Source organism: Leptolyngbya sp. GGD (assembly GCF_026735145.1).
Taxonomy (GTDB): Bacteria; Cyanobacteriota; Cyanobacteriia; order Leptolyngbyales; family Leptolyngbyaceae; genus Leptolyngbya; species Leptolyngbya boryana.
Window position 1 is genome coordinate 1,176,965 of sequence record NZ_JAPQKE010000002.1, and the last position, 21,224, is coordinate 1,198,188.

Annotated in this window: 22 protein-coding genes; 8 read left to right on the forward strand and 14 right to left on the reverse strand. The window is 47.4% G+C overall.

Features of this window, described 5'->3' with window-relative positions; translation table 11 throughout:
* Nucleotides 1–11 precede the first annotated feature (11 nt).
* Nucleotides 12–482, forward strand: coding sequence for a DUF4149 domain-containing protein (locus OU814_RS14405; RefSeq protein ID WP_017286670.1), 471 nt, complete (start codon nucleotides 12–14; stop codon nucleotides 480–482).
* A gap of 110 nt (nucleotides 483–592) precedes the next feature.
* Here OU814_RS14405 and OU814_RS14410 read toward each other — a convergent pair whose 3' ends face one another.
* From OU814_RS14410 to OU814_RS14420, 3 genes are read right to left on the reverse strand one after another with little or no spacing between them, the layout of a single operon-like run.
* Nucleotides 593–883: a TMEM165/GDT1 family protein gene (locus OU814_RS14410; protein ID WP_017286671.1), complete on the reverse strand. Its 291-nt coding sequence runs from the start codon at nucleotides 881–883 to the stop codon at nucleotides 593–595.
* A 3-nt stretch (nucleotides 884–886) separates the two neighbouring features.
* Nucleotides 887–1,243, reverse strand: a complete 357-nt coding sequence (locus tag OU814_RS14415; protein ID WP_017286672.1) for a TMEM165/GDT1 family protein — start codon at nucleotides 1,241–1,243, stop codon at nucleotides 887–889.
* Between the two features lie 60 nt (nucleotides 1,244–1,303).
* Nucleotides 1,304–1,654: a YkgJ family cysteine cluster protein gene (locus OU814_RS14420; RefSeq protein WP_017286673.1), complete on the reverse strand. Its 351-nt coding sequence runs from the start codon at nucleotides 1,652–1,654 to the stop codon at nucleotides 1,304–1,306.
* A gap of 493 nt (nucleotides 1,655–2,147) precedes the next feature.
* Here OU814_RS14420 and OU814_RS14425 point away from each other — a divergent pair, with 493 nt between their 5' ends.
* Nucleotides 2,148–2,639 (forward strand): group I intron-associated PD-(D/E)XK endonuclease, encoded by a 492-nt coding sequence (locus OU814_RS14425; protein ID WP_268183795.1) that lies wholly within the window; start codon nucleotides 2,148–2,150, stop codon nucleotides 2,637–2,639.
* 141 nt (nucleotides 2,640–2,780) lie between these two features.
* Here OU814_RS14425 and ppk1 read toward each other — a convergent pair whose 3' ends face one another.
* From ppk1 to OU814_RS14450, 5 genes are all read right to left on the reverse strand, one after another.
* Complete coding sequence (ppk1, locus tag OU814_RS14430; RefSeq protein WP_017286675.1) at nucleotides 2,781–4,940, reverse strand: polyphosphate kinase 1; 2,160 nt, start codon at nucleotides 4,938–4,940, stop codon at nucleotides 2,781–2,783.
* The gene (locus OU814_RS14435) at nucleotides 4,940–5,161 is read right to left on the reverse strand and encodes a hypothetical protein (protein ID WP_017286676.1); all 222 of its coding nucleotides are present in this window, start codon (nucleotides 5,159–5,161) and stop codon (nucleotides 4,940–4,942) included. The genes ppk1 and OU814_RS14435 overlap by 1 nt, the downstream gene beginning before the upstream one ends.
* A gap of 378 nt (nucleotides 5,162–5,539) precedes the next feature.
* On the reverse strand, nucleotides 5,540–6,037 hold the full coding sequence (locus OU814_RS14440; protein ID WP_190649117.1) for a DUF427 domain-containing protein: 498 nt from the start codon (nucleotides 6,035–6,037) through the stop codon (nucleotides 5,540–5,542).
* Nucleotides 6,034–6,903 carry a peptide chain release factor N(5)-glutamine methyltransferase gene (gene prmC / locus OU814_RS14445; protein WP_268183799.1) on the reverse strand — a complete coding sequence of 290 codons (870 nt, stop codon included), beginning with the start codon at nucleotides 6,901–6,903 and terminating at the stop codon, nucleotides 6,034–6,036. The genes OU814_RS14440 and prmC overlap by 4 nt, the downstream gene beginning before the upstream one ends.
* Nucleotides 6,904–6,908: 5 nt before the next feature.
* Nucleotides 6,909–7,739 carry a Tic22 family protein gene (locus OU814_RS14450; protein WP_190649112.1) on the reverse strand — a complete coding sequence of 277 codons (831 nt, stop codon included), beginning with the start codon at nucleotides 7,737–7,739 and terminating at the stop codon, nucleotides 6,909–6,911.
* A gap of 377 nt (nucleotides 7,740–8,116) precedes the next feature.
* Here OU814_RS14450 and OU814_RS14455 point away from each other — a divergent pair, with 377 nt between their 5' ends.
* Both OU814_RS14455 and OU814_RS14460 read left to right on the forward strand, forming a co-directional pair.
* A complete protein-coding gene (locus OU814_RS14455; RefSeq protein ID WP_268183802.1) occupies nucleotides 8,117–8,437 on the forward strand; it encodes a hypothetical protein in 321 nt (106 codons plus the stop codon).
* Nucleotides 8,437–9,126, forward strand: a complete 690-nt coding sequence (locus OU814_RS14460) for a DUF6745 domain-containing protein (RefSeq protein ID WP_017286683.1) — start codon at nucleotides 8,437–8,439, stop codon at nucleotides 9,124–9,126. The genes OU814_RS14455 and OU814_RS14460 overlap by 1 nt, the downstream gene beginning before the upstream one ends.
* 6 nt (nucleotides 9,127–9,132) lie before the next feature.
* Here OU814_RS14460 and OU814_RS14465 read toward each other — a convergent pair whose 3' ends face one another.
* The 3 genes from OU814_RS14465 to hpf form a co-directional block, all read right to left on the reverse strand.
* Nucleotides 9,133–10,980, reverse strand: coding sequence for a VWA domain-containing protein (locus OU814_RS14465; protein ID WP_268183806.1), 1,848 nt, complete (start codon nucleotides 10,978–10,980; stop codon nucleotides 9,133–9,135).
* Nucleotides 10,981–11,215: 235 nt separating this feature from the next.
* A complete protein-coding gene (locus OU814_RS14470; RefSeq protein WP_017286685.1) occupies nucleotides 11,216–13,240 on the reverse strand; it encodes an elongation factor G in 2,025 nt (674 codons plus the stop codon).
* 263 nt (nucleotides 13,241–13,503) lie between these two features.
* The gene (gene hpf, locus OU814_RS14475) at nucleotides 13,504–14,133 is read right to left on the reverse strand and encodes a ribosome hibernation-promoting factor, HPF/YfiA family (RefSeq protein WP_017286686.1); all 630 of its coding nucleotides are present in this window, start codon (nucleotides 14,131–14,133) and stop codon (nucleotides 13,504–13,506) included.
* A 198-nt stretch (nucleotides 14,134–14,331) separates the two neighbouring features.
* On the opposite strand from hpf, the gene lipB reads away from it, so the two are divergent.
* Together lipB and OU814_RS14485 are read left to right on the forward strand one after the other, a co-directional pair.
* On the forward strand, nucleotides 14,332–14,988 hold the full coding sequence (lipB, locus tag OU814_RS14480; RefSeq protein WP_268183809.1) for a lipoyl(octanoyl) transferase LipB: 657 nt from the start codon (nucleotides 14,332–14,334) through the stop codon (nucleotides 14,986–14,988).
* The gene (locus tag OU814_RS14485) at nucleotides 14,957–16,042 is read left to right on the forward strand and encodes a sensor histidine kinase KdpD (protein ID WP_036044440.1); all 1,086 of its coding nucleotides are present in this window, start codon (nucleotides 14,957–14,959) and stop codon (nucleotides 16,040–16,042) included. The genes lipB and OU814_RS14485 overlap by 32 nt, the downstream gene beginning before the upstream one ends.
* Here the strand turns inward: OU814_RS14485 and OU814_RS14490 are convergent.
* The 3 genes from OU814_RS14490 to OU814_RS14500 form a co-directional block, all read right to left on the reverse strand.
* Nucleotides 16,039–17,055 carry a substrate-binding domain-containing protein gene (locus OU814_RS14490; RefSeq protein ID WP_268183814.1) on the reverse strand — a complete coding sequence of 339 codons (1,017 nt, stop codon included), beginning with the start codon at nucleotides 17,053–17,055 and terminating at the stop codon, nucleotides 16,039–16,041. The genes OU814_RS14485 and OU814_RS14490 overlap by 4 nt on opposite strands.
* A complete protein-coding gene (locus OU814_RS14495; protein ID WP_326498303.1) occupies nucleotides 17,052–18,428 on the reverse strand; it encodes a protein kinase domain-containing protein in 1,377 nt (458 codons plus the stop codon). Before OU814_RS14495 ends, OU814_RS14490 begins: the two co-directional genes overlap by 4 nt.
* A gap of 78 nt (nucleotides 18,429–18,506) precedes the next feature.
* The gene (locus OU814_RS14500; protein WP_017286691.1) at nucleotides 18,507–19,391 is read right to left on the reverse strand and encodes a CoB--CoM heterodisulfide reductase iron-sulfur subunit B family protein; all 885 of its coding nucleotides are present in this window, start codon (nucleotides 19,389–19,391) and stop codon (nucleotides 18,507–18,509) included.
* 225 nt (nucleotides 19,392–19,616) lie between these two features.
* Between OU814_RS14500 and acpP the strand changes: the two genes are divergently transcribed.
* Both acpP and fabF read left to right on the forward strand, forming a co-directional pair.
* Complete coding sequence (gene acpP / locus OU814_RS14505) at nucleotides 19,617–19,868, forward strand: acyl carrier protein (protein WP_017286692.1); 252 nt, start codon at nucleotides 19,617–19,619, stop codon at nucleotides 19,866–19,868.
* A gap of 80 nt (nucleotides 19,869–19,948) precedes the next feature.
* Nucleotides 19,949–21,202: a beta-ketoacyl-ACP synthase II gene (fabF, locus tag OU814_RS14510; RefSeq protein ID WP_017286693.1), complete on the forward strand. Its 1,254-nt coding sequence runs from the start codon at nucleotides 19,949–19,951 to the stop codon at nucleotides 21,200–21,202.
* Nucleotides 21,203–21,224 lie beyond the last annotated feature (22 nt).

The following is a 21,224-nucleotide window of genomic DNA, read 5'->3' on the forward strand; positions in this document are numbered from 1 at the left end:
AGGTCTGCGTTATGACTGTCGCTTCAAAAGTCAGTTCCAATTTTGTAAATTGGCGAAAGATTTTGATCCTCACCTTGGCATTTTGGATCAGCAGTAGTGTGTTGCTTGATTTGGTAGTTCTGCCAAGTCTATTTGCAGCTGGAATGATGTCGCAGCCTGATTTTGCAACGGCTGGATATGGAATTTTCTGGATATTTAATCGCTTAGAATTGCTTTGTGCTGCTTCGGTTTTGACGAGTGTTTTAGTTCAGCAGCAGTCTGAGAAGACTTTAACTTCGATCGTATTAGCTGGAGTGTTGTTTGCGATCGCGATAACTTGCACTTATTTGCTGTCGCCTCAGATGAGTGCGCTCGGCTTGAATCTGAATCTCTTTGCGCCTGCGCAAGTTCCAACGGGAATGGATCAGCTTCACATCGGCTATTGGATGCTTGAATCGTGCAAGCTACTTGCAGGGGGATGGCTGCTGAAACGTGAATTTTAGACAAGTTTGGAATGGTGAATTCCAATTCGTGCGGTGAACTCCATTGAAAAGCCTCCAAATGCTGGAGGCTTTTTCTCTAATTTTTTCTAAATTGTAGAATTGCAATGGGGTTACGCTTCTTCTTCGCAGTTGCTAAACCAAAGGAGTCGTACGGCTAGGATCAAAAATCCGATCGCTGCAATGATTTTTGTCCATTTTGTCGGCAAAAGCTGTGCGGTTCCTTCTCCAAGAATCACACCAATAAAACTGGCTAGAACTAACGCCGCTACAGTTCCAAGAAAAATTGCTTTGGGAGAGTTATTGCTGTTGCTGCTGAGCGCGATCGCGGCAAGCTGACTTTTATCGCCTAGCTCTGCTAAAAAGACAGTGACAAAACTAATGCCCATTAATTGCCAGTCCATAATTTACATCCCCATGACATCGACAACTAACAGCGCTGCAACTAATAAGAGAATTCCACCGGTTGCTTTTTCCAAGGTTTTTGGAGAAACGTTTTGACAGAGCCAACGCCCGACCAGAACGCCGACTAAGCTGGTTGCCACGAGTGCAGTCGCAGCGCCCGCAAACACGATCCAAGGATGATGAGATTGAGCGCTCATCAGCAAGGTTGCCAGTTGGGTCTTATCGCCTAACTCGGCTAAGAAGATCGTGATGAAAGTGGAACCGAAGGCGCTCAGAAAATTCGCCTTCAGGCTAGGCTGGGTCTTTTCAAGAATGATGACTTCTTGTGTTTCAAGGGTGGGGAGGTCAGGAGAAGGCATGAAACTACTTTCATTTTCTTTTCATTATTCTGACACTATACCCGCAAATGCTTTCTTTTGCTAGAGTCCAATTTCTCGCTCAAATTTCAACGACTCCAAACTGCGATCGCCATAAACGGCTTCGATCTGTTCGCGACAGCAGTCGATCGCGAACTCGTTTAATTCTTCTGGCTCAATGCCAAACATCTCCTGAAAGGTTTCCGGCGTGACGCGGCAAAAGCTCGGTCGAGTGTCATAAATTTCGCATTCGCGAGTCGTTTGGTTGAAATTCACACACCAGCCGTCTTCACCGACCATGCTGAGATACAGATGGAGTTGTTCGGGATTGAGATAGGTTTCTAACTCTGGTCGATCGCTCGGATCGAGGTTGCAGCAAGCTCCACAATATTTTACGCACCGCCAAGTCGCCATGATTTCGGCTCAAATAAGAACCTCTCTATCTTCTCGCTTTAAATTGGGTATTGCAACTTTTGGGGACTTATGGTTATACTGGTTGAGTTGCCAAGCGAAAGCACACAGCGACGCGGGGTAGAGCAGTCTGGTAGCTCGTCGGGCTCGGATCGAAGATCAGTTATACGCTTTTAAGCTGATTTTCTAGATGGGCGGCATATCAAGAAACTGATGTGTGTTTACTTGTCTAAGTCGGGGAAGCCAATAGCGCGGTAATCCCGAACCAAGCCTCGAAAGAGGAAGGTGTAGAGACTGGTTAGGCAAGCACCCTAACAGGAAAGCTGAGGGTGAAGGGACAGTCCAGACCACAAACTGAACAGAGTTCAGGCAACGAAAGTTGTAGTGGTAAGCATAACCCGAAGGTCCATGGTTCAAATCCATGCCCCGCCACCAAATCTAGAGCGGTAGATTCAAAAGAGTCTACCGCTCTAGTCGTTTAAACAGATTTAGAAGTATGGATACTAAGCTAAGGGGCGATATTGCTGAGCAAGCTGCGATCCTCTATGCGCTGAAACAGGGGTGGGGTGTGCTGCAACCTGTTGGCGATCGACTTCCCTATGATTTGGTCTTTGATGTGTCGGGAAGGTTAATCAAGATTCAGGTGAAATCTGCTTGGTTGGATGAACCCTCTGGTAATTATGTCGTTGATAATCGTCGGACTAAAACAAATCGCCGCGTCATGCTTCGGGACGTCTATCAGCCAACTGACTTCGATTTTGCTCTTGCTTACCTTGCAGATCTTGATGTGTTCTATGTTTTTCCGGTTGATATCTTCATCAGCTACGGCAGTGAAATTCATTTTGTAGAAGCTGAGAAACGCCAGCGTAAGCCAAAGAGCGCCATGTACCGAAATGCTTGGCAGCTGATTCTACAATTTGGATCTTCTCAGCCAGATCGATTGGATCTGAAACAAAATGATCCGAATTTACCTCACACATTGTTCTAAAGAGAAAGATCCAACGCTTAGAAAGTCTGGAAGAGTTGCGACTCTGGCAAGAGTTCGATCGCAAATTAGCTAGCTACGAAATCTGGTTCTACATTCGCTGCTCTTGCCGAGCGAGTCTGACATTTGAAGATCTCGAAGCAATTAACTTTGCTTTTGCGCCATGTCCATAAAAGTTTGCTGCGAACTCTGCTCAGCTTGATCCGCTTGGGGTTTGCGCTGGACATATTTACCATCCGACTGCAAATCCCAGGCGTGACGATTATCTGCCAGCATAATGCCTAAAATTTCTTGCAAATCTTGAGCCAGACTCGGTTCTTCGACAGGGACAACTGCTTCAACTCGGCGATCGAGATTTCTCGGCATCCAGTCGGCACTGCCAATAAAGACCTCTGGCTCACCATTGTTGTTGAAATAGAAAATGCGCGCATGTTCGAGAAAGCGTCCCACAATGCTGATGACGCGGATATTCTCACTAATCTCGGGCAATCCGGGGCGCAGACAGCAAATTCCCCGCACAATCAAATCAATTTGAACGCCCGCTTGCGAAGCCTCATACAATGCCATAATCAAGCGCGGATCAACCAAAGCATTCATCTTGGCAACAATTCGACCTTGACCGCCGTTCTGTTGATGCTCAATTTCACGCTCGATATATGCCAACATACGATCGCGCAAATTCACAGGCGCAACCAATAATCTGCGATAAGACTGCTGCCGTGAATATCCGGTCAAATAGTTAAAGAGATCCGTTAAATCAGCGCCTAGCTCCTCTCGACAACTAAAAACCCCTAAATCGGTATAAAGGCGAGCTGTCTTCGGATTATAGTTACCTGTGCCAATATGCACATATCTTTTAATTCGGTCTTCTTCACGTCGAACGACTAAGACAAGCTTCGTATGAGTTTTTAGCCCGACTAACCCATAAACAACGTGAACCCCGGCACTTTCTAACTTTTTCGCCCAATTGATGTTATTTTCTTCATCAAATCGAGCTTTCAGTTCGACTAAAGCAGCAACTTGAACGCCATTCTCTGCGGCTGCAATTAATGCTTGAACGATCGGAGAATCCCCTGAAGTTCGATATAGGGTCATCTTGATTGCCAGCACATTCGGATCGTGGGCTGCTTCTTCAATAAATCGCTGCACACTGCGAGAAAAGGAATGATACGGGTGATGTACCAGCAAATCCTGCTTTCGCATGACTGAAAAGAAGTTCTCATCATGCGTTAAAGCTTCTTGCACAGGGACTTCATTAACTCTTTTGAGCTTCGGATGTGTAATCGGACTCCAGGGGGGATCTTTTAGCTCTGGAAGCGGTAATCCTCCAAACATAAACAGATCGCGCAGACAGAGTAGACCCTCGATTTCATAAACATCTTCTGAAGAAATCTCCATCTCTTCGATCAGCATCGATCGCAATTGTTCGGGCATCGATGGATTGACTTCAAGGCGCACGGCAGAACCACCGAATCGCCGCTTTCTCAATTCTTCTTCGATCGCGGACATCAAATCATCGGCTTCATCTTCTTCGACTTCTAAATCGGCATTGCGCGTGATTCGGAAGGGATGATATTCCTGAATGTTCATGCCAGGAAATAATGCCTCTAGATTGTGAGCAATGACTTGCTCGAGCGGCACACCTGCCCAGACGGTTGCCCGGCTTTTTGCGATCGAAGTTGGCAGATCTTGCGTCTCGATCGGCAAAGGAATAAATCGTGGCAAAACTTTCGGAACTTTTACCCGTGCATACAGTTCCTCGTCGTCTACCGGGTCTTTGATCACAACCGCTAAGTTGAGACTGAGATTGGAAATGTAAGGAAAAGGATGTCCAGGATCGATCGCTAACGGAGTCAGAACTGGAAAAACTTTTTCCTCAAAGTATTGATGTAAGTATGCTCGTTGTTCTTGGTTAAGATCGATATAGTCCAGTAGATAAACGCCTTGTGCTGAAAGCTGCGGGCGCAGTGCTTCTTCAAAATGACGATGCTGTTTTGCAACAAGGGGACGTAAGCGATCGTTGATTAAATTTAACTGTTCTTGAGGCGTGCGACCATCTGGACTCAGCTTTCTTACCTGAGCTTCAATTTGCTCTTTGAGTGCTCCGATGCGTACCATGAAATACTCATCTAAGTTCGAGCTAAAAATCGCTAAAAACTTTAAGCGCTCAAGTAAAGGCGTGCGTGGATCAAATGCTTCATGAAGAACTCGGCTATTAAACTCAATCCAACTCAACTCTCGATTCAGATAGTACTGCGGATCATTGAGATTAATTTCCACCGTCGCTTGCTTACGCCGTCGCATTAGAACACCTCATCTTCGATTCCAACCCACCATTCGCCCAAATTCATCACATCCTGATGAATATCGGTCACTCGCTGTTCATATTCTTCTAAGGATAGCTGCGATCGTTGTTCTTTCAGCTTCATGAGTCTAAGCTGGGCGAGCAACCAGGGTTTTGTCACATTTCCAGTTTGCTCAAGATACCGGGCAAATTCGGTGCTGTTTAATTCGTTGCTGCTCATGAACACTTGGAGTTAAGGATACTTTTATTGTTGCGTTATTTTTAGCGATGCGACGCGATCTCATCGACCAATTTGGGCAAAATCAGCGTTTAGTTCTGTCTTTGCCAAAACTGTAGTTTCGCAGGATCGGTCGTATGATCCCAGCCGTATTGTTAAACTAAGTGTCAAAATCTAAAGAACTGTGTGCTTTCCCACCAGTTTGGAAATGCTTTGCGTAAGATTGAAAGTAATAAAGGTATTGAACTCTTACGAGACTTCCCGACTGGCTTAATTAGGTTGGGTTATAAAAAACGGAGCCTAGATCGTCCTCGGTCTAGGCTCTATTTTACGCGAAGAAATTGAAGGCTTTGGAAACACTTCAAGGTTTCAGTTTCTTAGCTACCACCCCCAAGATCCCATCTCACCCTTAAATGGGCCTACGATATCTTTTGTAATCCAGCCTCCATAAAACTGTCCTGGCTGCGGAATCACCTTTTCTCCATTCACATAGCATCCATCCATCGGAGCTGCATAGAACGCGACATAGTTCTGAATCGCTGCAAAGTTTGGAGTCGGATTGCTGTAGTACCAAGCGACATCGATCGCGCTTTTTTCTCCCACTTTGACACTGTAATAACTGCCTGCCCCTTTCCATTCGCAGAATGTGGTGCGAGCCGAGGGCAGTAAGTACTGTTGCTGAATGTCTTCTGGTGGAATGTAGTAAGTCGGAGGATGGCTTGTCTCTAACACTCGCATCGCGTGATGCGTATCGACGATCGTCACGCCATTAAAAATAATCTGAATCTGTTTCTCAACAGGCTCTAATCTCGGTGGGCGCGGATAATCCCAGACAGATTCCTGTCCAGGTTCGGGTGGTATTGGAGTCGGTCGCATCATAGTCGGTAAGCAGTTACAAATCGTTCAATTCCAGCGAGATCTTTGTGAATCTCAATGCGATCGTAACTTCCCTGTGCCGAAAGCAGTTGTGCGATCGCGTTTCCTTGTCCCATCATCATCTCAACCATCCAAACGCCTCCCGAAATTAGATAGTCCGGGGCACGATTCACCAATTCTCGAATACTCTCTAACCCATCTGCTCCGCCATCTAAAGCCAGATGCGGTTCGTGTAATCTCACTTCAGGCTGCAATTCAGCAACACTCTCAGTCGGAATATAAGGCGGATTAGACACCACTCCGCTGAGTTGACCTTTCAAATGAGGGATCGCGTCAAACCAATTGCCCTGATAGAACTGAACAGGTGCATTCAAGGTTTCTGCATTGAGTGATGCGATCGCTAAAGCTTCTGCACTGCGATCAACGGCATGAATGGTCGCATTCGGTAGGGCAAAAGCGAGTCCGATCGCGATTGCCCCGCTTCCGGTTCCTAAATCTACCCAATGCCCCGATTTGAGGGTTAAATCTTGCGCGAGTGCCAAATCAATCAGCAATTCCGTTTCAGGTCGCGGGATCAAGACTCCCGGAGCGACGTGCAATTCAAATTCACGCCAAGGCGTAACGCCCGCTAAATACTGAACGGGAACGAATTCCTGCACTCTGCGCTGCCAAAGTCGATCGAGTTCTTGTAAAGACACCTTCAACTCAAGCTCGGATTCTGGCTGCAAACGCAGGAAAAGCCGACTCACTCCTGCTAATTCTTGCAAGAGCCAATCGACTTCGTTCGGGGGAAGACCGTGGGCGATCGCGCTATTTTTTGCGCGCGATCGCCACTGCCAAAGTTGGACACCGGGAACTGAAAATCCCATTCAAATTAACGTCTTTGCGGTTGTGGAGCGGGTCTTTGCTGTTGACCTTGCTGCGGTCTTTGCTGTTGACCCTGCTGCGGTCTTTGCTGTTGACCCTGCTGCGGTTGCTGCGATCGCACAAACTCGATCGTCTCTCTCGGCGGAATCAGCACAATCTTATCGAGTTGCGGGTCTTTTTCCTTCTTCATCGCTTCCATTACGCCTTCAAGCGGGAAGACCTGAATATCCACTGTGGCTGCTAAATCAGGCTTTTGTTGCTTAAAGCGATCGACCAACGGCTGTAAATCTTCTTTGTTAAAGAACATTGGGATCACAGACTGGTTGCCTTCTTGAATCGTCAAAAATCCCTTTTCTTTTCCAGCTCGTGCGACGAATAGCGGTGTGCCATTAAACTGGCTGACTTGCTGACCCCCTTGCTTGAGAATCGCGACAGCAGAATCAACCTGCTGCTTCGTAGGAACATACGCGAAATCTAACTTATCAGGCTTGCCTTGTGCTCCCTGGTTGAGTTGATAGACTTCAGCGAGCGAGACCGGAACGACTCTGACATCCTTTGCCAGGGCTGGATTCTTTGCTTTCAAATTCTCTAAAAATGCTGCTGCATCTTTCTGGCTAATAAATACCCCTGCAACCGGATTTCCCTTTTGACCGTTGGGAGGCTGGGCGACGAGTGGCGCACCTTGGTTATTGGCGATCGTGAAAACTGGAACAGCCCGTAACTTTTGACTAATTTGTTCTGGTGTTAGGGCAAGTGCCTGCAGCCCGCCGACTAGCGTCCCCATCAAGGTTCCGCCAACTAACGCAGCGGTTGTACTCCAACGAACCAATGACTTCATGATTGCTCCTGGCTTCAAAAACGATACATCGACTGAAATCCGAGGCGTTTACTGTCCCTATCGATCATCTGCAAACGGCGGATTTTCATCGCAGGCTCGTTGCATCAGATCGGAGTTGTGATTCGGCTCAATCATCCTGTTCAGTTTGACCGAGGCGAAACGAATTAAGTTTCCGATCGCGATCAAATGACAATTGTTCATGAATATGAACAATTTGCGAAACAATTCTTGGCAATAGTAGCATCGATTCGCTTGGTTATGACACTCAAAGTGCGATCGACTGTCTTAAAGCAAGATTGAGGACTCTCTATAAATATTGACCTTCAGAGTATTCAATTGGTAAAATTGTACTAATTTAGACTTTCAGGAGTACGCTGATGCGAAGTCCGATTGCAGGTACGCTTTACCGACATGGTGATGTTTTACTGAGACAAATTGATCGTCTTCCCAATAACGTGAGAAAACGCGAGAGTGTAACCTTAGCCGAAGGTGAAGTAACAGGACATCAGCATCGAATTCAGCAAGCTCAAGCGGTGCAACTTTGGGAGCAAGGTGAGAATCTATTTTTAGAAGTTAAAGCATTCAGTGCCACCTTAGTTCACGAGGAACATCATGCGATCGAGCTTCCGCAGGGATTGTATCGAGTTTGGAAACAGCGCGAATATCGTCCTGGTCACTATGTTGAGGTGTCTGATTAATGCGGAGCTTAATGGCAAATGGGCGAATTCCCAAAAAGTCGATTCGTCCTCTTCCTGAAACTCATGAACCGATTTCGGGCGATCGTGCTCGGAAGTTGATTCTTGAACGTCGCGCTTGGGACGGGATGCGCGTTTTGGGTCATTTGAATCTAAGTCGCGCGTCAGCCCTTTACACGCTGCCCGAAAATCTCACGTGTGAAAGCTTGGATATTAGTGATTGTCCGAATCTCACGTTCCTGCCGAAAGGGTTGCATGTGACGCACTGGATTGAAATTGCAGACAGCGGAATTATGCACCTTCCGAAAGGGCATGGATTTGTGTTGCGCTGGCGGGGCGTGCGGGTCAGCGATGCGATCGCGTTTGAAACCCATACGGGACAAGATATTCTCAATGTCGAAAATGTTGAACTGCGCCGGGTGCTGATTGAGCGATTGGGATATGACACCTTTTTGCAGCAGGTGGGGGGTGTCGTGCGCGATCGTGATACCGATGCGGGTGGAGAACGTCAACTGATCTGTATTGCTTTTGAAGATGACGAGCCGCTGATGCTCTTAAAAGTGACTTGTCCTTCAACGGGACATCTGCATATTTTGCGAGTTCCGCCTTATCTACGAACTTGTCATCAGGCAGCCGCCTGGATAGCTGGATTTGACAATCCAGACGACTATCAGCCTGTGATCGAAGCTTAGATAGGGTTAACTTGCGATTGCAGCTTGGACGAACCGCTTGATCTCGCCGCAAGCGATGTAAGACTTACCATCAGGAGCCGTTTTCACCGCTTCGACGACATAGAGCATTCCTTCTTCGCGAATCGATCGCGGAAAGCGCATGTTCCAGTCCGGTTCGTACCCGTCTGCAACGACTCGCGCTCTCAACTTGCTGCCGTCTTTCACACACTGCACTAAGATGCCATCTCCAACTGTATCTGTGGTTGGCAAAGCTGCGGCTGTTGCGGGTGCTTTTGATGCGGTGGATGCAGTTCTCGATCGCGATCGACCAAAACTTGCAAATACATCTACTTCCCCTGGCTTCACAAATCGCTGGATCTGACCTTGCACTCGGTAGAAAGATTGATCTGCGGAAAGCTCAATTCCTTCTACGACATAACGCGCTCCTTCTGCTCGAATCGCACGTGGAAACTGTACATTCTTGGTCGAATCATAGCCATCGGAAACGACCTTGACTCGCAGTTTTCCGCCTTCTCGCACGCAGATTAATTCAATTCCAGAGCCAACTTCTTGCACCGTTGCCATGGCTGCAATTTCTTCGCCAGCCGTCACACCCCGACCTGCTAGATCGCTCCGATTGCGAGTCAAGCTTTGGAAACTTTGATCTCTTAGTTCTTTGCGTCCTGCATTTCCGAGTACTCCTTGTGCAATCCGATTTGCAAAGTAATCAAGCTGCTCGATCTCTTCTGCAATTTCAAAGGTTTCGTCTAAGCCTTTACTGCGAAGATTTTGAATCAGCGATCGCAGAGCAAATTCTGCTTCTTGATGCTTGCCCTGTTCTGCTAGATTCAGCGCAGTTTCCTTTGTTTTCGCGATCGTCAGTTGGCTGAGTTCTAGAAGGATATGACTAGATGCAGCGCTGGCAGATTCCTCGATCGTGCCAATCTTTGCCACAATCTCAGATGTTCCTGCAACGGATTGAATTGCTCCGTCTTGAATCACATCTGCGCTGTAATGCACTCTCATAATCGGCAAATCGCCAACCGATGCAGAGGGAAGTGACAAGCTCAAGCCTAGTAACTTGTCTTCGCGCTCATACAAATCGCCTAAGCCAATAACAGTTGCGCCTTGAGCAGTTTGTGTCACCTCAGCTAGGCTCAATGTATCGAGTAGTTCAACACCGGGAGCAAGCTCGATCGTCACTGAGAGATTTTGTCCTACGACTGCCCGCAAGCTATCCAGTTCGATGCTAAACACTTCGCTCGCTTCATCAATGCTCTGAATGAAGTAGAAGTTCCCTTTCGAGGCTCTTGCCATGCCAATCAGCATATCTTCATTAAAGCCTTGAGCAAACCCTAAGGTCGTGGTCGCAATGCCTTCTTCTGCTTTTTGTCCTGAAGTTGTAGTTAGGACTCGCGGATCTTGAATCCCCATGTTTGCATGACCATCCGTCAGGAGCAGCACCCGGTTGACCTTTTGTGGATCAAGATGCGCTTTGACAAACTCGCATCCTTTGAGCCAGCCACCCGAAAGATTCGTAAGCCCACCTGCTTGAACTCGACGAATCGCAGATTTGAGTGCAGATTTGTCACTCACAGCTTGAGGAGCAACCGGAACATCTACGACATCATCGTAAACCACGACTGAAAGCGTATCGGTTGCTTCGAGTTGATCGACAACAGATTCAGCAGCTTTCAAAGCATGATGTAGCGGCGCGCCTGCCATTGATCCAGAGCGATCGATGACGAGAGATAAGTTCAAATCGCGGCGCGGAGATTCAGGAAGATCAGCTCGAAATCGTAGCAATAAATTGGTTTGAAGGGGGGTACCAGTCGGAAGAATTGCCTGTTCAAAATCGTACTTAGTTTCGATCATTTACAGCCCCTCTACTAGGTTCATCATGTAGCCAGAGTGCCCAAATCGAGAGCGAGGGATGGTCAGTGATTGCCGATCATCCCTCGCTCTATTATAGTACATTTGAACCAAAATAGATTAAGTAGAGGAATTCAATTGGTCGATCGTCGTCATTGATCGAGTTCCTTCAACAAGAAACCGGAGTCGAGCAATTTCGACTCCGGAGACGCTGATCCTTAGAGAGATAGATCAAAAACTAACGTTTACCGTTGCTGTGTCCAGTCGTGACGAGAACTCTTTCGGCTAGCTTATCGGGGACTTCTTGCAGATGATCGAATTCACACTGGAAGAATCCGACTCCCATTGTCTGCGATCGCAGTTCTACAATTAAGTCATGCATTTCTGCTTGGGGCAGGAGCACAACGACATCATCCCAACCTGTCCAACCCTCTTTCGCGTCGTAGCCTAGTACTTGACCGCGACGACCACTCGACAGCCGTAGCACCTTTGAAGTGAAATCCGTTGGAACAGAAATCACAGCTTTGACGATCGGTTCTAGTAACACAGGCTCACACTTCGCCATGCCTTCCTGCATTGCAATCCGAGCGGCTTGCTTGAAAGCTTGCTCCGAACTATCAACACTGTGATAGGAACCATTCGTTAAAGTCACAGCAATATCGACAACTGGGAACCCTAGTGGTCCCGTTGTGAGATACTCCCGTACACCCATTTCTACTCCTGGAATGTACTGTTTCGGAACGACTCCACCCACAATTTTTTCACCAAACCGGAAGCCATCCCCGCGTGCAACAGGCTGAATGTCGAGATAGACATCTCCAAATTGTCCATGTCCGCCTGTTTGGTGCTTGTAGCGACCATGAGAGTTTGTGGATTTGCGAACGGTTTCTTTGTAGGGAACTTGCGGCAGATGCGTCACCATTGGGAGATTGTACTTGCGGCGTAAGCGATCGAGTGCAACTTGCAAGTGGATTTCACCTTGTCCCCAGAGAATGATTTCATGGGTATCGCCATGCTGTTCCCAACGGAGCCCAGCATCTTCTTCTAAGAGTTTTGCAAGTGTTCCCGTTAGCTTCACTTCATCATTGCGCTTCTCGGCTTGAATTGCCATGGCAAAGACAGGTTTGATCTGCTCAGGCTGACGCAGTGCTGGAACTTCTGCTGGCGAAAGGGTATCGCCTGTTTTAATGCCTTCCATTCGGGCAAGTGCAACAATCTCACCTGCATGAGCTTCATTGATACTTTGCTGTTGTTGCCCCATCAGGCGATACATTCCACCGATGCGTACTCCATTTAAGGTCATGCCGTCTGTGATGGTGCCTTGCCAAACGCGAATCAGAGAGAGCTTGCCTCCTTGTTGAGTGTTGTAAGTTTTGAGCACTTGAGCGATTTCTGCATCAGATTTGATGTTGCGGCGTTCTGCGATCGCAGTTGGCTCTGATGTTTCTTGTAGTAATGCTTCGAGTAAAGGACGCACACCATAATCGCGATCTGCGCATCCAAAGAACACAGGCACAATCAAGTCAGCACCCAGTTCCATTTTCAGATCGTTCAAAATCTCTTCTTCGGGTGGCTCAATTTCTTCTAAAAGTTCTTCTAGCAGGTGATCATCCCAATTTGCGAGCGTTTCCAGCATTTCCATACGGGCAAGCTGCTCTTCTTCTTTGAGTTCATTGGGGAAAGGAACTGGGTCAGCAGGTGCGCCCGGATGATAGTGGTAGGCTTGCTCGTTGACGAGATTGATAAAGCCTAAAATCGATTCGCCCCGGCCAATCGGATATTGATGCGGAATCAGTGGACGGCTTGAAACAGCTTTGAGCGCGTGTAGAACTTCCATGAAATCTACATCAGCGCGATCCATTTTGTTCAAAAATACGAAGTGCGGAATTTCCCAATCGTCTAGGAATTTGAACAAGGGCGATAGAGTCATCACTCGATCGACGACAGGTTCGCAGACGACAACCACTGCATCTACGCCGATCAGGGCGTTCAAGGTTTCCTGAGCAAATTCTACCGATCCGGGACAGTCAAGGAAGGTAAACCGCACGTCTTCATAGACGGTGTGTGCTGCGTTGACTTCAACGGTCATTTGGCGATCGCGGGCTTCTTGGCTGCTGTCTCCGACAGTGTTTTTGTCTTGAACCGTTCCTTTGCGAGACACTGCTTTGGTGACCCAAAGTAAGCTTTCGAGTAAGGTGGTTTTGCCGCTCAGGTAAGGACCTACGATCGCCACACTTCGGATGCCGATAGAATTACCTTTCATATCTGACCTCTTGAATTAAGTGAAATGCAGAACATACCTCGATCGCATTTCTGTAAATGTAATCTCTAAATTTCTGCATTGAAGAGTGCAAAAATCAGACATTAAATTTACAGCGCGATCGAAGCTTGAATTGAGATAGAAAATCGGGAATTTCTGAATCTGAAATTATTCAGTCTATGGATTATCAAATTGATTGCATCCAATCGATTGAAATCTCAGATTGTCTTAACAAAAATGGGGCGCGTTGAGCACCCCATCTTGTCTTATGAAATTAGCGAGCTGGCAGTCTCAGTCGCGTGTTTACCATTCCCATTTTGGTGAGTGTGTCCGTTGCCGTTGCGCGGTTGAATGACACCGTATCCCCCGTGATTCCGTTCATAAGCGACGTTGATTTCACCCGTCTCGATATTGCGGAACATATAGAAGTCATGTCCGACAAGTTCTAGCTGCTCGATCGCTTGATCAACGGTCATCGGTGGCATTGAGAAATACTTCGTCCGAACCACTTGGGCAGGCAGTTCCGGTTCTCGGTCGAGCCGCAACTCTTCTACCACAGGCTGTCCTTCTAGAAGTTCAGTCGTTTTTTCATGACGATGATTTGCACGTTTTTCTTTGTATTTTCGGAGTCTCCGACTAATTTTATCTGCGACTAAATCAATACTGGCGTAAAGATTTTCGCTGGCTTCTTCGGCGCGAACGACAGTTCCGTTCGCATAGATCGTGACCTCTGCAATTTGTTTTGCAACGCGAGGGTTTCGGGCGACAGAGAGATGAACATCGACTTCGGTTGTTAATGCCTGGTAGTGGTTCACCGCTTTTTCAATTTTTTGGTGAACGTACTCTCGAATCGCATCTGTGATTTCAATGTTCTTTCCCTGAATCACAAGCTTCATATAAGCTGCTCCTCCCCTGGAATGGTGGGTGATTAACTTCACACTAGCACTTTGGTATTGCAGTAAACAGTTCGGTTAAAAATGTTTTGCATCTGTTGACAATTCTTGATTCAAAAAGGGCGGTGATCTCCCCTGTTTCTCGCTTGATCTTTCTGCAATTTTGAGCGAATCTTATTAATCGGGGATTCACCAAGCTCTATGCGATCGTGTTTTTTGTACTCTCAAGGGTTAGTGCCTTATCAAACTGCCTGGAAATGGCAGCGATCGCTGGTGAATGAGCGCAAAGAGAATGCGGCTCTCGATGATATTTTGATTTTGCTAGAACATCCTCCTGTTTACACACTTGGACAGGGTTCGGATATCGGATTTCTCAAGTTTGCTCCGGGTGAGTATGAATTGCATCGAATTGAGCGCGGTGGAGAAGTAACCTATCACTGCCCTGGGCAACTGGTGGGCTATCCGATTTTGAATTTGCAGTACTATCGCAAGGATTTGCATTGGTATCTGCGACAGTTGGAAGAAGTGATCATCCGAGTTCTAGCAATGTATGAATTAGAAGGAATTCGGATTCCAGGATTGACTGGGGTTTGGGTTGAGGGACGAAAGCTCGCAGCGATTGGGATAAAAGTCAGTCGTTGGATTACGATGCATGGGTTTGCGTTGAATGTCTGCCCTGATTTGAGTGGATTTGAGCGAATTGTGCCGTGTGGGATTGCAGATAAGCCGGTCGGAAGTTTGGAGCAGTTTGTTCCAGGCGTTACGGTCGAAGAGGTCAAAGAAAGAATTGCGATCGCGTTTGCTGAAGTCTTTGAAGTCACTCTCCATGAACACACTTTCTCGTCGGGGCAAGCATAAGATTTTCATCGGCATGTCGCCTGGCGTTGGGAAGACGGTCAAGATGCTCGAAGAAGCGCGTGGCTTGAAACAAGAAGGTGTCGATGTTGTCATCGGGCTACTCGAAACGCATAACCGAGAGGAAACCGCGCAAAAAGCGATCGGGCTAGAACAAGTCCCCCGCCAACAACTGCTGGTTTCGGGAGTTGTCCTCACTGAAATGGATACAGCAGCAGTGATGGCTCGCCAGCCTCAGCTTGCGTTGATTGATGAGCTAGCGCATACGAATGTGCCAGGTTCAAAGTACGAGAAGCGATATCAAGATGTCGAAGAAATTTTGGCAGCGGGAATTGATGTGTTCTCGACCGTCAACATTCAGCATCTAGAAAGCTTGAATGATCTGGTAGCTCGAATTACGGGCGTTGTTGTCCGAGAGAGAATCCCCGATCGCGTTTTAGAACAAGCCGATGAGATTGTCGTAGTTGATGTGACTCCTGAAACGTTGGAGGAGCGGCTCAAAGATGGCAAAATCTATGCGCCTGAGAAGATTGATCAAGCTTTGCAAAACTTTTTTCAGCGTCGGAATTTGATTGCACTTAGAGAGCTAGCGCTGCGAGAGATTGCAGATAATGTTGAAGAGAAGGAAATTGAAAGTGAGAATGCTTCCTTCTGTAACATTCATGAGCGCATCTTAGTCTGCATTTCGACTTATCCCAATTCGATTCAGTTACTTCGGCGCGGAGCTAGAATTGCAGGATATATGCACGGGCTACTTTACTGCCTGTTTGTCAACGCGCCGGATCGATTTTTAACGAAAGCAGAAACCTTACATATTGAGACTTGTGAGCAGATCTGTCAGGAGTTTGGCGGTCAATTTATTCGCGTGACAGAACCCGATCGAGCAAAAGCGATCGCACAAGTTGCTCAAGAATACCGAATTACGCAAATTGTGATTGGGGAAAGTCGTCGATCGTACTGGAGCACTTTGATTCGCGGCTCTCTGACTCAGCGATTGCTAAAATCCTTGCGCAACATTGATGTGCATATTATTGCAACAGAGCCACGAGGAAATTAACGCACGCGCACAAATCCTGCTTTCGCGATCGCCTCCTGTGCTGGAGTACTCAAAAGCAGATTCGCATATGCTTCACCTGCTTGTTGTTCTCTGCTATTGTTTTGTTTCACAATTACCGAAAGATTGCGGGTCAGCGGATAAGTGCCATCCTGAAAGGCTTTTGTATTTAATCGATTCCGAGTTGGACAAGTTGCAAGCGATCCTTCGTAAGCTGCAACAAACTGATTCGTCGTTCCCAACGGCATTGTTTTCACAGTACACTGCGGCACAACTTCAGGCGCTGAAGCAAAGTAGATTCCCCCAGGAGTTGAGCCTACTTTTTGTAATCCCTCTGTTGTGGTGCCAACAATCTGAGTCGTTGCAGGTAAAGGCTGTCCTTTGAGTACTTGCTCAGAGAAGATATTGCCATCGAGATCCCGACGTGAAAAAACGACGATCGCTAAATCCTGACCGCCGACTTGTTGCCAATTGGTAATCCGCCCTAAGTAAATCTCGCGGAGTTGATCGAGGGTTAATCCCGGCGCAGATTGAGAGGGGTGAACTGCGATCGCAATGCCATCGATCGCGATGGGAATTTCTTTCAAGCTCAAGCCTTTTTGCTGTGCTTCTTGCTGCTCTTGTGGCGTGATAGGTCGTGAAGATTGAGCAAACTGAATTTGACCATTCAACAACATCTGAATGCCGACTGCTGAGCTAGGTGCGCTGCCAACTGGATTGACATAACGCAGTCGAAATTCGGGACGAGCAGCTTGTAGTGCTGCATCCACACTCAAACGAATCGGTGCCCAAGACGTACTGCCACCATAATTAAAAATTCCAGGTGGGACATTCTGCACCTCTGTCCAATCGGCTGAGGGCTTTGAATTGGGCAAAGCAGTCGCAGAAGGCTTCGGCTCAAAATTACCAACCGAAATTCCTGATTTCTCAGCTAGCCACCAAACGCCAGCAGCAATCAAGCTACCTGTAATCAACAACGAAAAAAGTAAAGCAGGGGCTTCGTTTTTCTGAGTCATAAGAGTCGAGAAACTAGGTTGAATATTAAACGAAATACAAGTCCGATCGCGAGTGCAACCAACGCCGTTAAGCCTGCAAAAATTAAAACATTCAGTGCCGGATGACCTGCCCGAACAAATTCACCTGCCCCATTTAGCTGCCTGACAAATCCAACCGTCAACAGTGAAACGCCTGCCAAAATCACGAGATCAATCTTTTCAATGAATCGCCAGTACTGTGCCAAGAGCAAAATTCCAACCAACATCAGCCAGAAGGTCGCACTGATGAGGGTTGTTCCGAGCAGGCTCACCATTGCGATCGCTAAAATGCCTGCTTCAAATCCAGTGAAGATTGATCCGCCGATCCATTCTAGGGTTGAGAAGCGGGAAATAATCGGCGATCGCTGAGGAGTCGGAGTGGGGAGTGGGGGAGTGGGAGGTGGGGGAGTGGGTTTTGGAGCGAGGGCGGCGAGCACTTCAGTTGCAGATTGAAAGCGCTCTGCTGGAGCATGACGCAGCATACGATCGAGGACGTCTGCAAATTGTGAACTGACTTGAGCCTGCTTTCGCCAATTCCACTGGTTGTTATAGCTATCAAATAAATCTTGCGGCGATTTTCCAGTGAGTAACATCACACAAGTGGCTGCTAGAGCGTACAAGTCACTTGCAGGAAAAACCTGGCTGCCTGAAATCTGTTCGGGCGGAGCAAATCCTGCGGAGTAAATCCCGGTTGAACTTTGAATATTTCCAACCGCCTTTGTGACAAATTTGACTGCTCCGAAATCGAGCAAGTAGAAGCGCCCATTCTGATGACGCATGATATTGGAAGGCTTAATATCCCGATGAATTGAGCCATTCTCATGCACAAACTCTAAAATCTTCAGGGTTTGTTCTAGAGCGTTGCGCATGTCTGACTCAGAAAATCTTCCGTTTTGAACTAGCTCTGCTTCTAAGGTTTGCCCTTCAATATATTCCTGAACTAAGTAAAAGAATTTAGCGTTTTTTGGAGAATTCGGATCAGTGATTTCAAAAAACGCGAACAAATCGGGAATCTGCGGATGTTCTCGTCCGAGTTGCTCGAGCACTTCGGCTTCTCGTTCAAACAGATCTTGAGCAACTTTGAGCTGAGCAGGCTTGAGATTGCCAGAAGGTTGAAACTGCTTGACCACACACGATCTCATGCCTGGCGTATAGCGATCGCGCGCCAGAAATGCTGTGCCAAATCCGCCTTGTCCCAATAATTTTGTCGGCAAATACCGTCCCACCAATATCAATGGCATGCCACAATGCATACAAAATTTCTGGGGAACAGATTTTAAGATGTTGGGGTCGTCTAGGTCTGCGAAATGATTCACAGGACGGGCACAACCAGGACGAGTGCAGTGTAGCTGCATAGAGACTCACGAATTCGGTGCGTTTACCTACTAAAGTAACCTAGTGTGTCAAGCCTGGCACTATTTCTTAGTATTTTTCTATTTTCCTAATTTTGCAAGCACTGATTTTGTGGCAACGATGTGGCGATCGAGTCCCAACTCCGAAGGCGAAATCCCGATCGCCAATCCTACCAACTGCGGCAAATGCAAAATTGGTAAGCCTAATTTCTCTCCAATGACTTGTTCAACTTCTGGCTGTCGCGAGTCTAAATTCAAATGGCACAGCGGACATGGCGTGACCATACAATCGGCTCCAGCTTGAATCGCCGCTTTGATATGCTTCCCTGCCATCTGAAACGACTGCTCAGTTGCATAACTCGAGAGTGGCCATCCACAACATTGAGTCCGACCGCGATACTGAATCGGTGTTGCGCCCACTGCCTCAAATAAGTTCTCCATTGACGTGGGATTGAATGGATCATCTAAAGGACGATCCTGCCCGCGCAAGAGATAACAGCCATAAAATGCTGCACATTTAAGACCTGAGAGCTTGCGAGTGACTTTTGCCGCGATCGCATCGAGTCCATAATCACTCACCAATGCCCAAAGTAAATGTTTGACCTCAGTGCTTCCCTGATAAGGCGAACATCCTTCCCGGTTCAAAAACCCATTCACTTGATTCAAATACTCTGAATCTGCTGATTTCAATCGTTCATCCACATGCCCGATTACGCCCTGACAGGTGCTGCAATGCGTCAAGAGCGGCAAGTTTAATTCTTCAGCTAAAGCAATATTTCTAGCATTGACCGTATCTTCGAGCAGTTGAGAATCTTCTTTAAACGTTCCCGAACCGCAACAAGCAGCTTTTTTCAATTCGATCAATTCGATTCCGAGCGATCGCGACACAGCTTTGGTCGATTGATCCAACTCCCGACACGCTCCTTGCGCGACACAACCAGGGAAATAAGCGTATTTCAGAACCATAGAATTTGCCCGACTCATCCGACTTTGATAGTAGCGCCCACCGCCTCGAAAACACCGATCTTAAGAAAAACTGAGGAATTTGGTCAGCGATCGTGGCAAAATGTTCACCGCACCCGAATCTGATATGAGATGACTTCATTCAGATAAGATGAAGAGATGCTCAAAATGAATGAGCATTTCTGTGTTTAGTGTGATTCGTTGCGGCTGCAACTCAAGAGGAATTTTATGAGCGAGACCGAAATTTTTGATAAAGTCCAGAAGATCGTGGCAGAACAGTTAGGTGTCGATGCCGCTAAAGTTGTTCCTGCTGCTAGTTTTGCAAACGACTTAGGTGCAGATTCACTCGACACCGTTGAATTGGTGATGGCACTCGAAGAAGAATTCGACATCGAAATCCCCGATGAAGCGGCAGAAGAAATTGCAACGGTTCAATCTGCAGTCGATTACATCAGTGGCAAAGTTGCAGCCTCGGCTTAGTCAAATCTCCGAAGAATGGGGGATAAGACTGTGACTTGTCCCTCATCCTTTATCCCCACATCCTTTTTTCATTGGACATCATGACAAATACGGTAAATAAGCGCGTTGTTGTCACAGGGCTTGGTGCAATTACGCCGATCGGCAATACGCTTTCTGAGTATTGGGACGGGCTAATGGCGGGACGTAATGGCATTGCCCCCATTACTTTATTCGATGCGTCTCGGCATGATTGTCGTTTTGCCGCTGAGGTAAAAGGCTTTGATCCGATTCAATATATGGATCGCAAAGAAGCAAAACGGATGGATCGCTTTTGTCAATTTGCGGTTGCAGCCAGTAAACAAGCTTTGGCAGATGCAAATTTCGAGATCAATGATCTGAATGCAGAACAGGTCGGAGTTTTGATCGGAACGGGCATTGGCGGCTTGAAAGTTCTCGAAGATCAGCAAGAAATTAACCTGACCAAAGGACCCGATCGCTGTAGTCCGTTCATGATTCCCATGATGATTGCGAATATGGCGGCAGGTCTTACGGCGATTCACATTGGTGCAAAAGGTCCAAACTCTTGTTCAGTGACCGCTTGCGCGGCTGGCTCGAATGCGATCGGCGATGCGTTTCAATGGGTGCGACGCGGCTATGCTCAAGCCATGATTTGCGGTGGTACTGAAGCGGCAGTCACTTCGCTTGCAGTAGCAGGATTTGCAGCGTGTAAAGCCCTCTCATTAAGAAATGATGACCCTACTCACGCGAGCCGCCCGTTTGATAAAGATCGCGACGGTTTCGTCTTAGGTGAAGGATCTGGAATTCTTCTGCTCGAAGAAATGGAACACGCGCTGGCTCGTGGCGCAAAGATTTACGCTGAAATCGTCGGCTATGGCGTAACTTGCGATGCTTATCACATCACAGGACAAACTCCAGGCGGAAAAGATGCCGCAAGAGCGATTCAGTTCTGTCTAAAAGATGGCGGACTCACTCCGGATCAGGTGGATTACGTCAATGCTCACGGAACCAGTACGCCCGTCAATGATCCAAATGAGACGATGGCGATTAAAACTGCTCTGGGCGATCGCGCAAAACAAATTCTCGTCAGCTCCACGAAATCGATGACGGGTCACTTGCTCGGCGGTTCTGGCGGAATTGAAGCCGTTGCAACCGTGATGGCAATCCACAACGATCGCGTTCCTCCAACGATTAATTTGGTCGAACCCGATCCAGCTTGTGATCTCGATTACGTTGCCAATGAAAGCCGCGAACATGTCGTGAACGTTGCGCTGTCCAACTCTTTTGGGTTTGGCGGACACAATGTGACGATCGCATTTAAAAAGTTTGAGCCATAAACTTGAACTGGCTACCGTTATC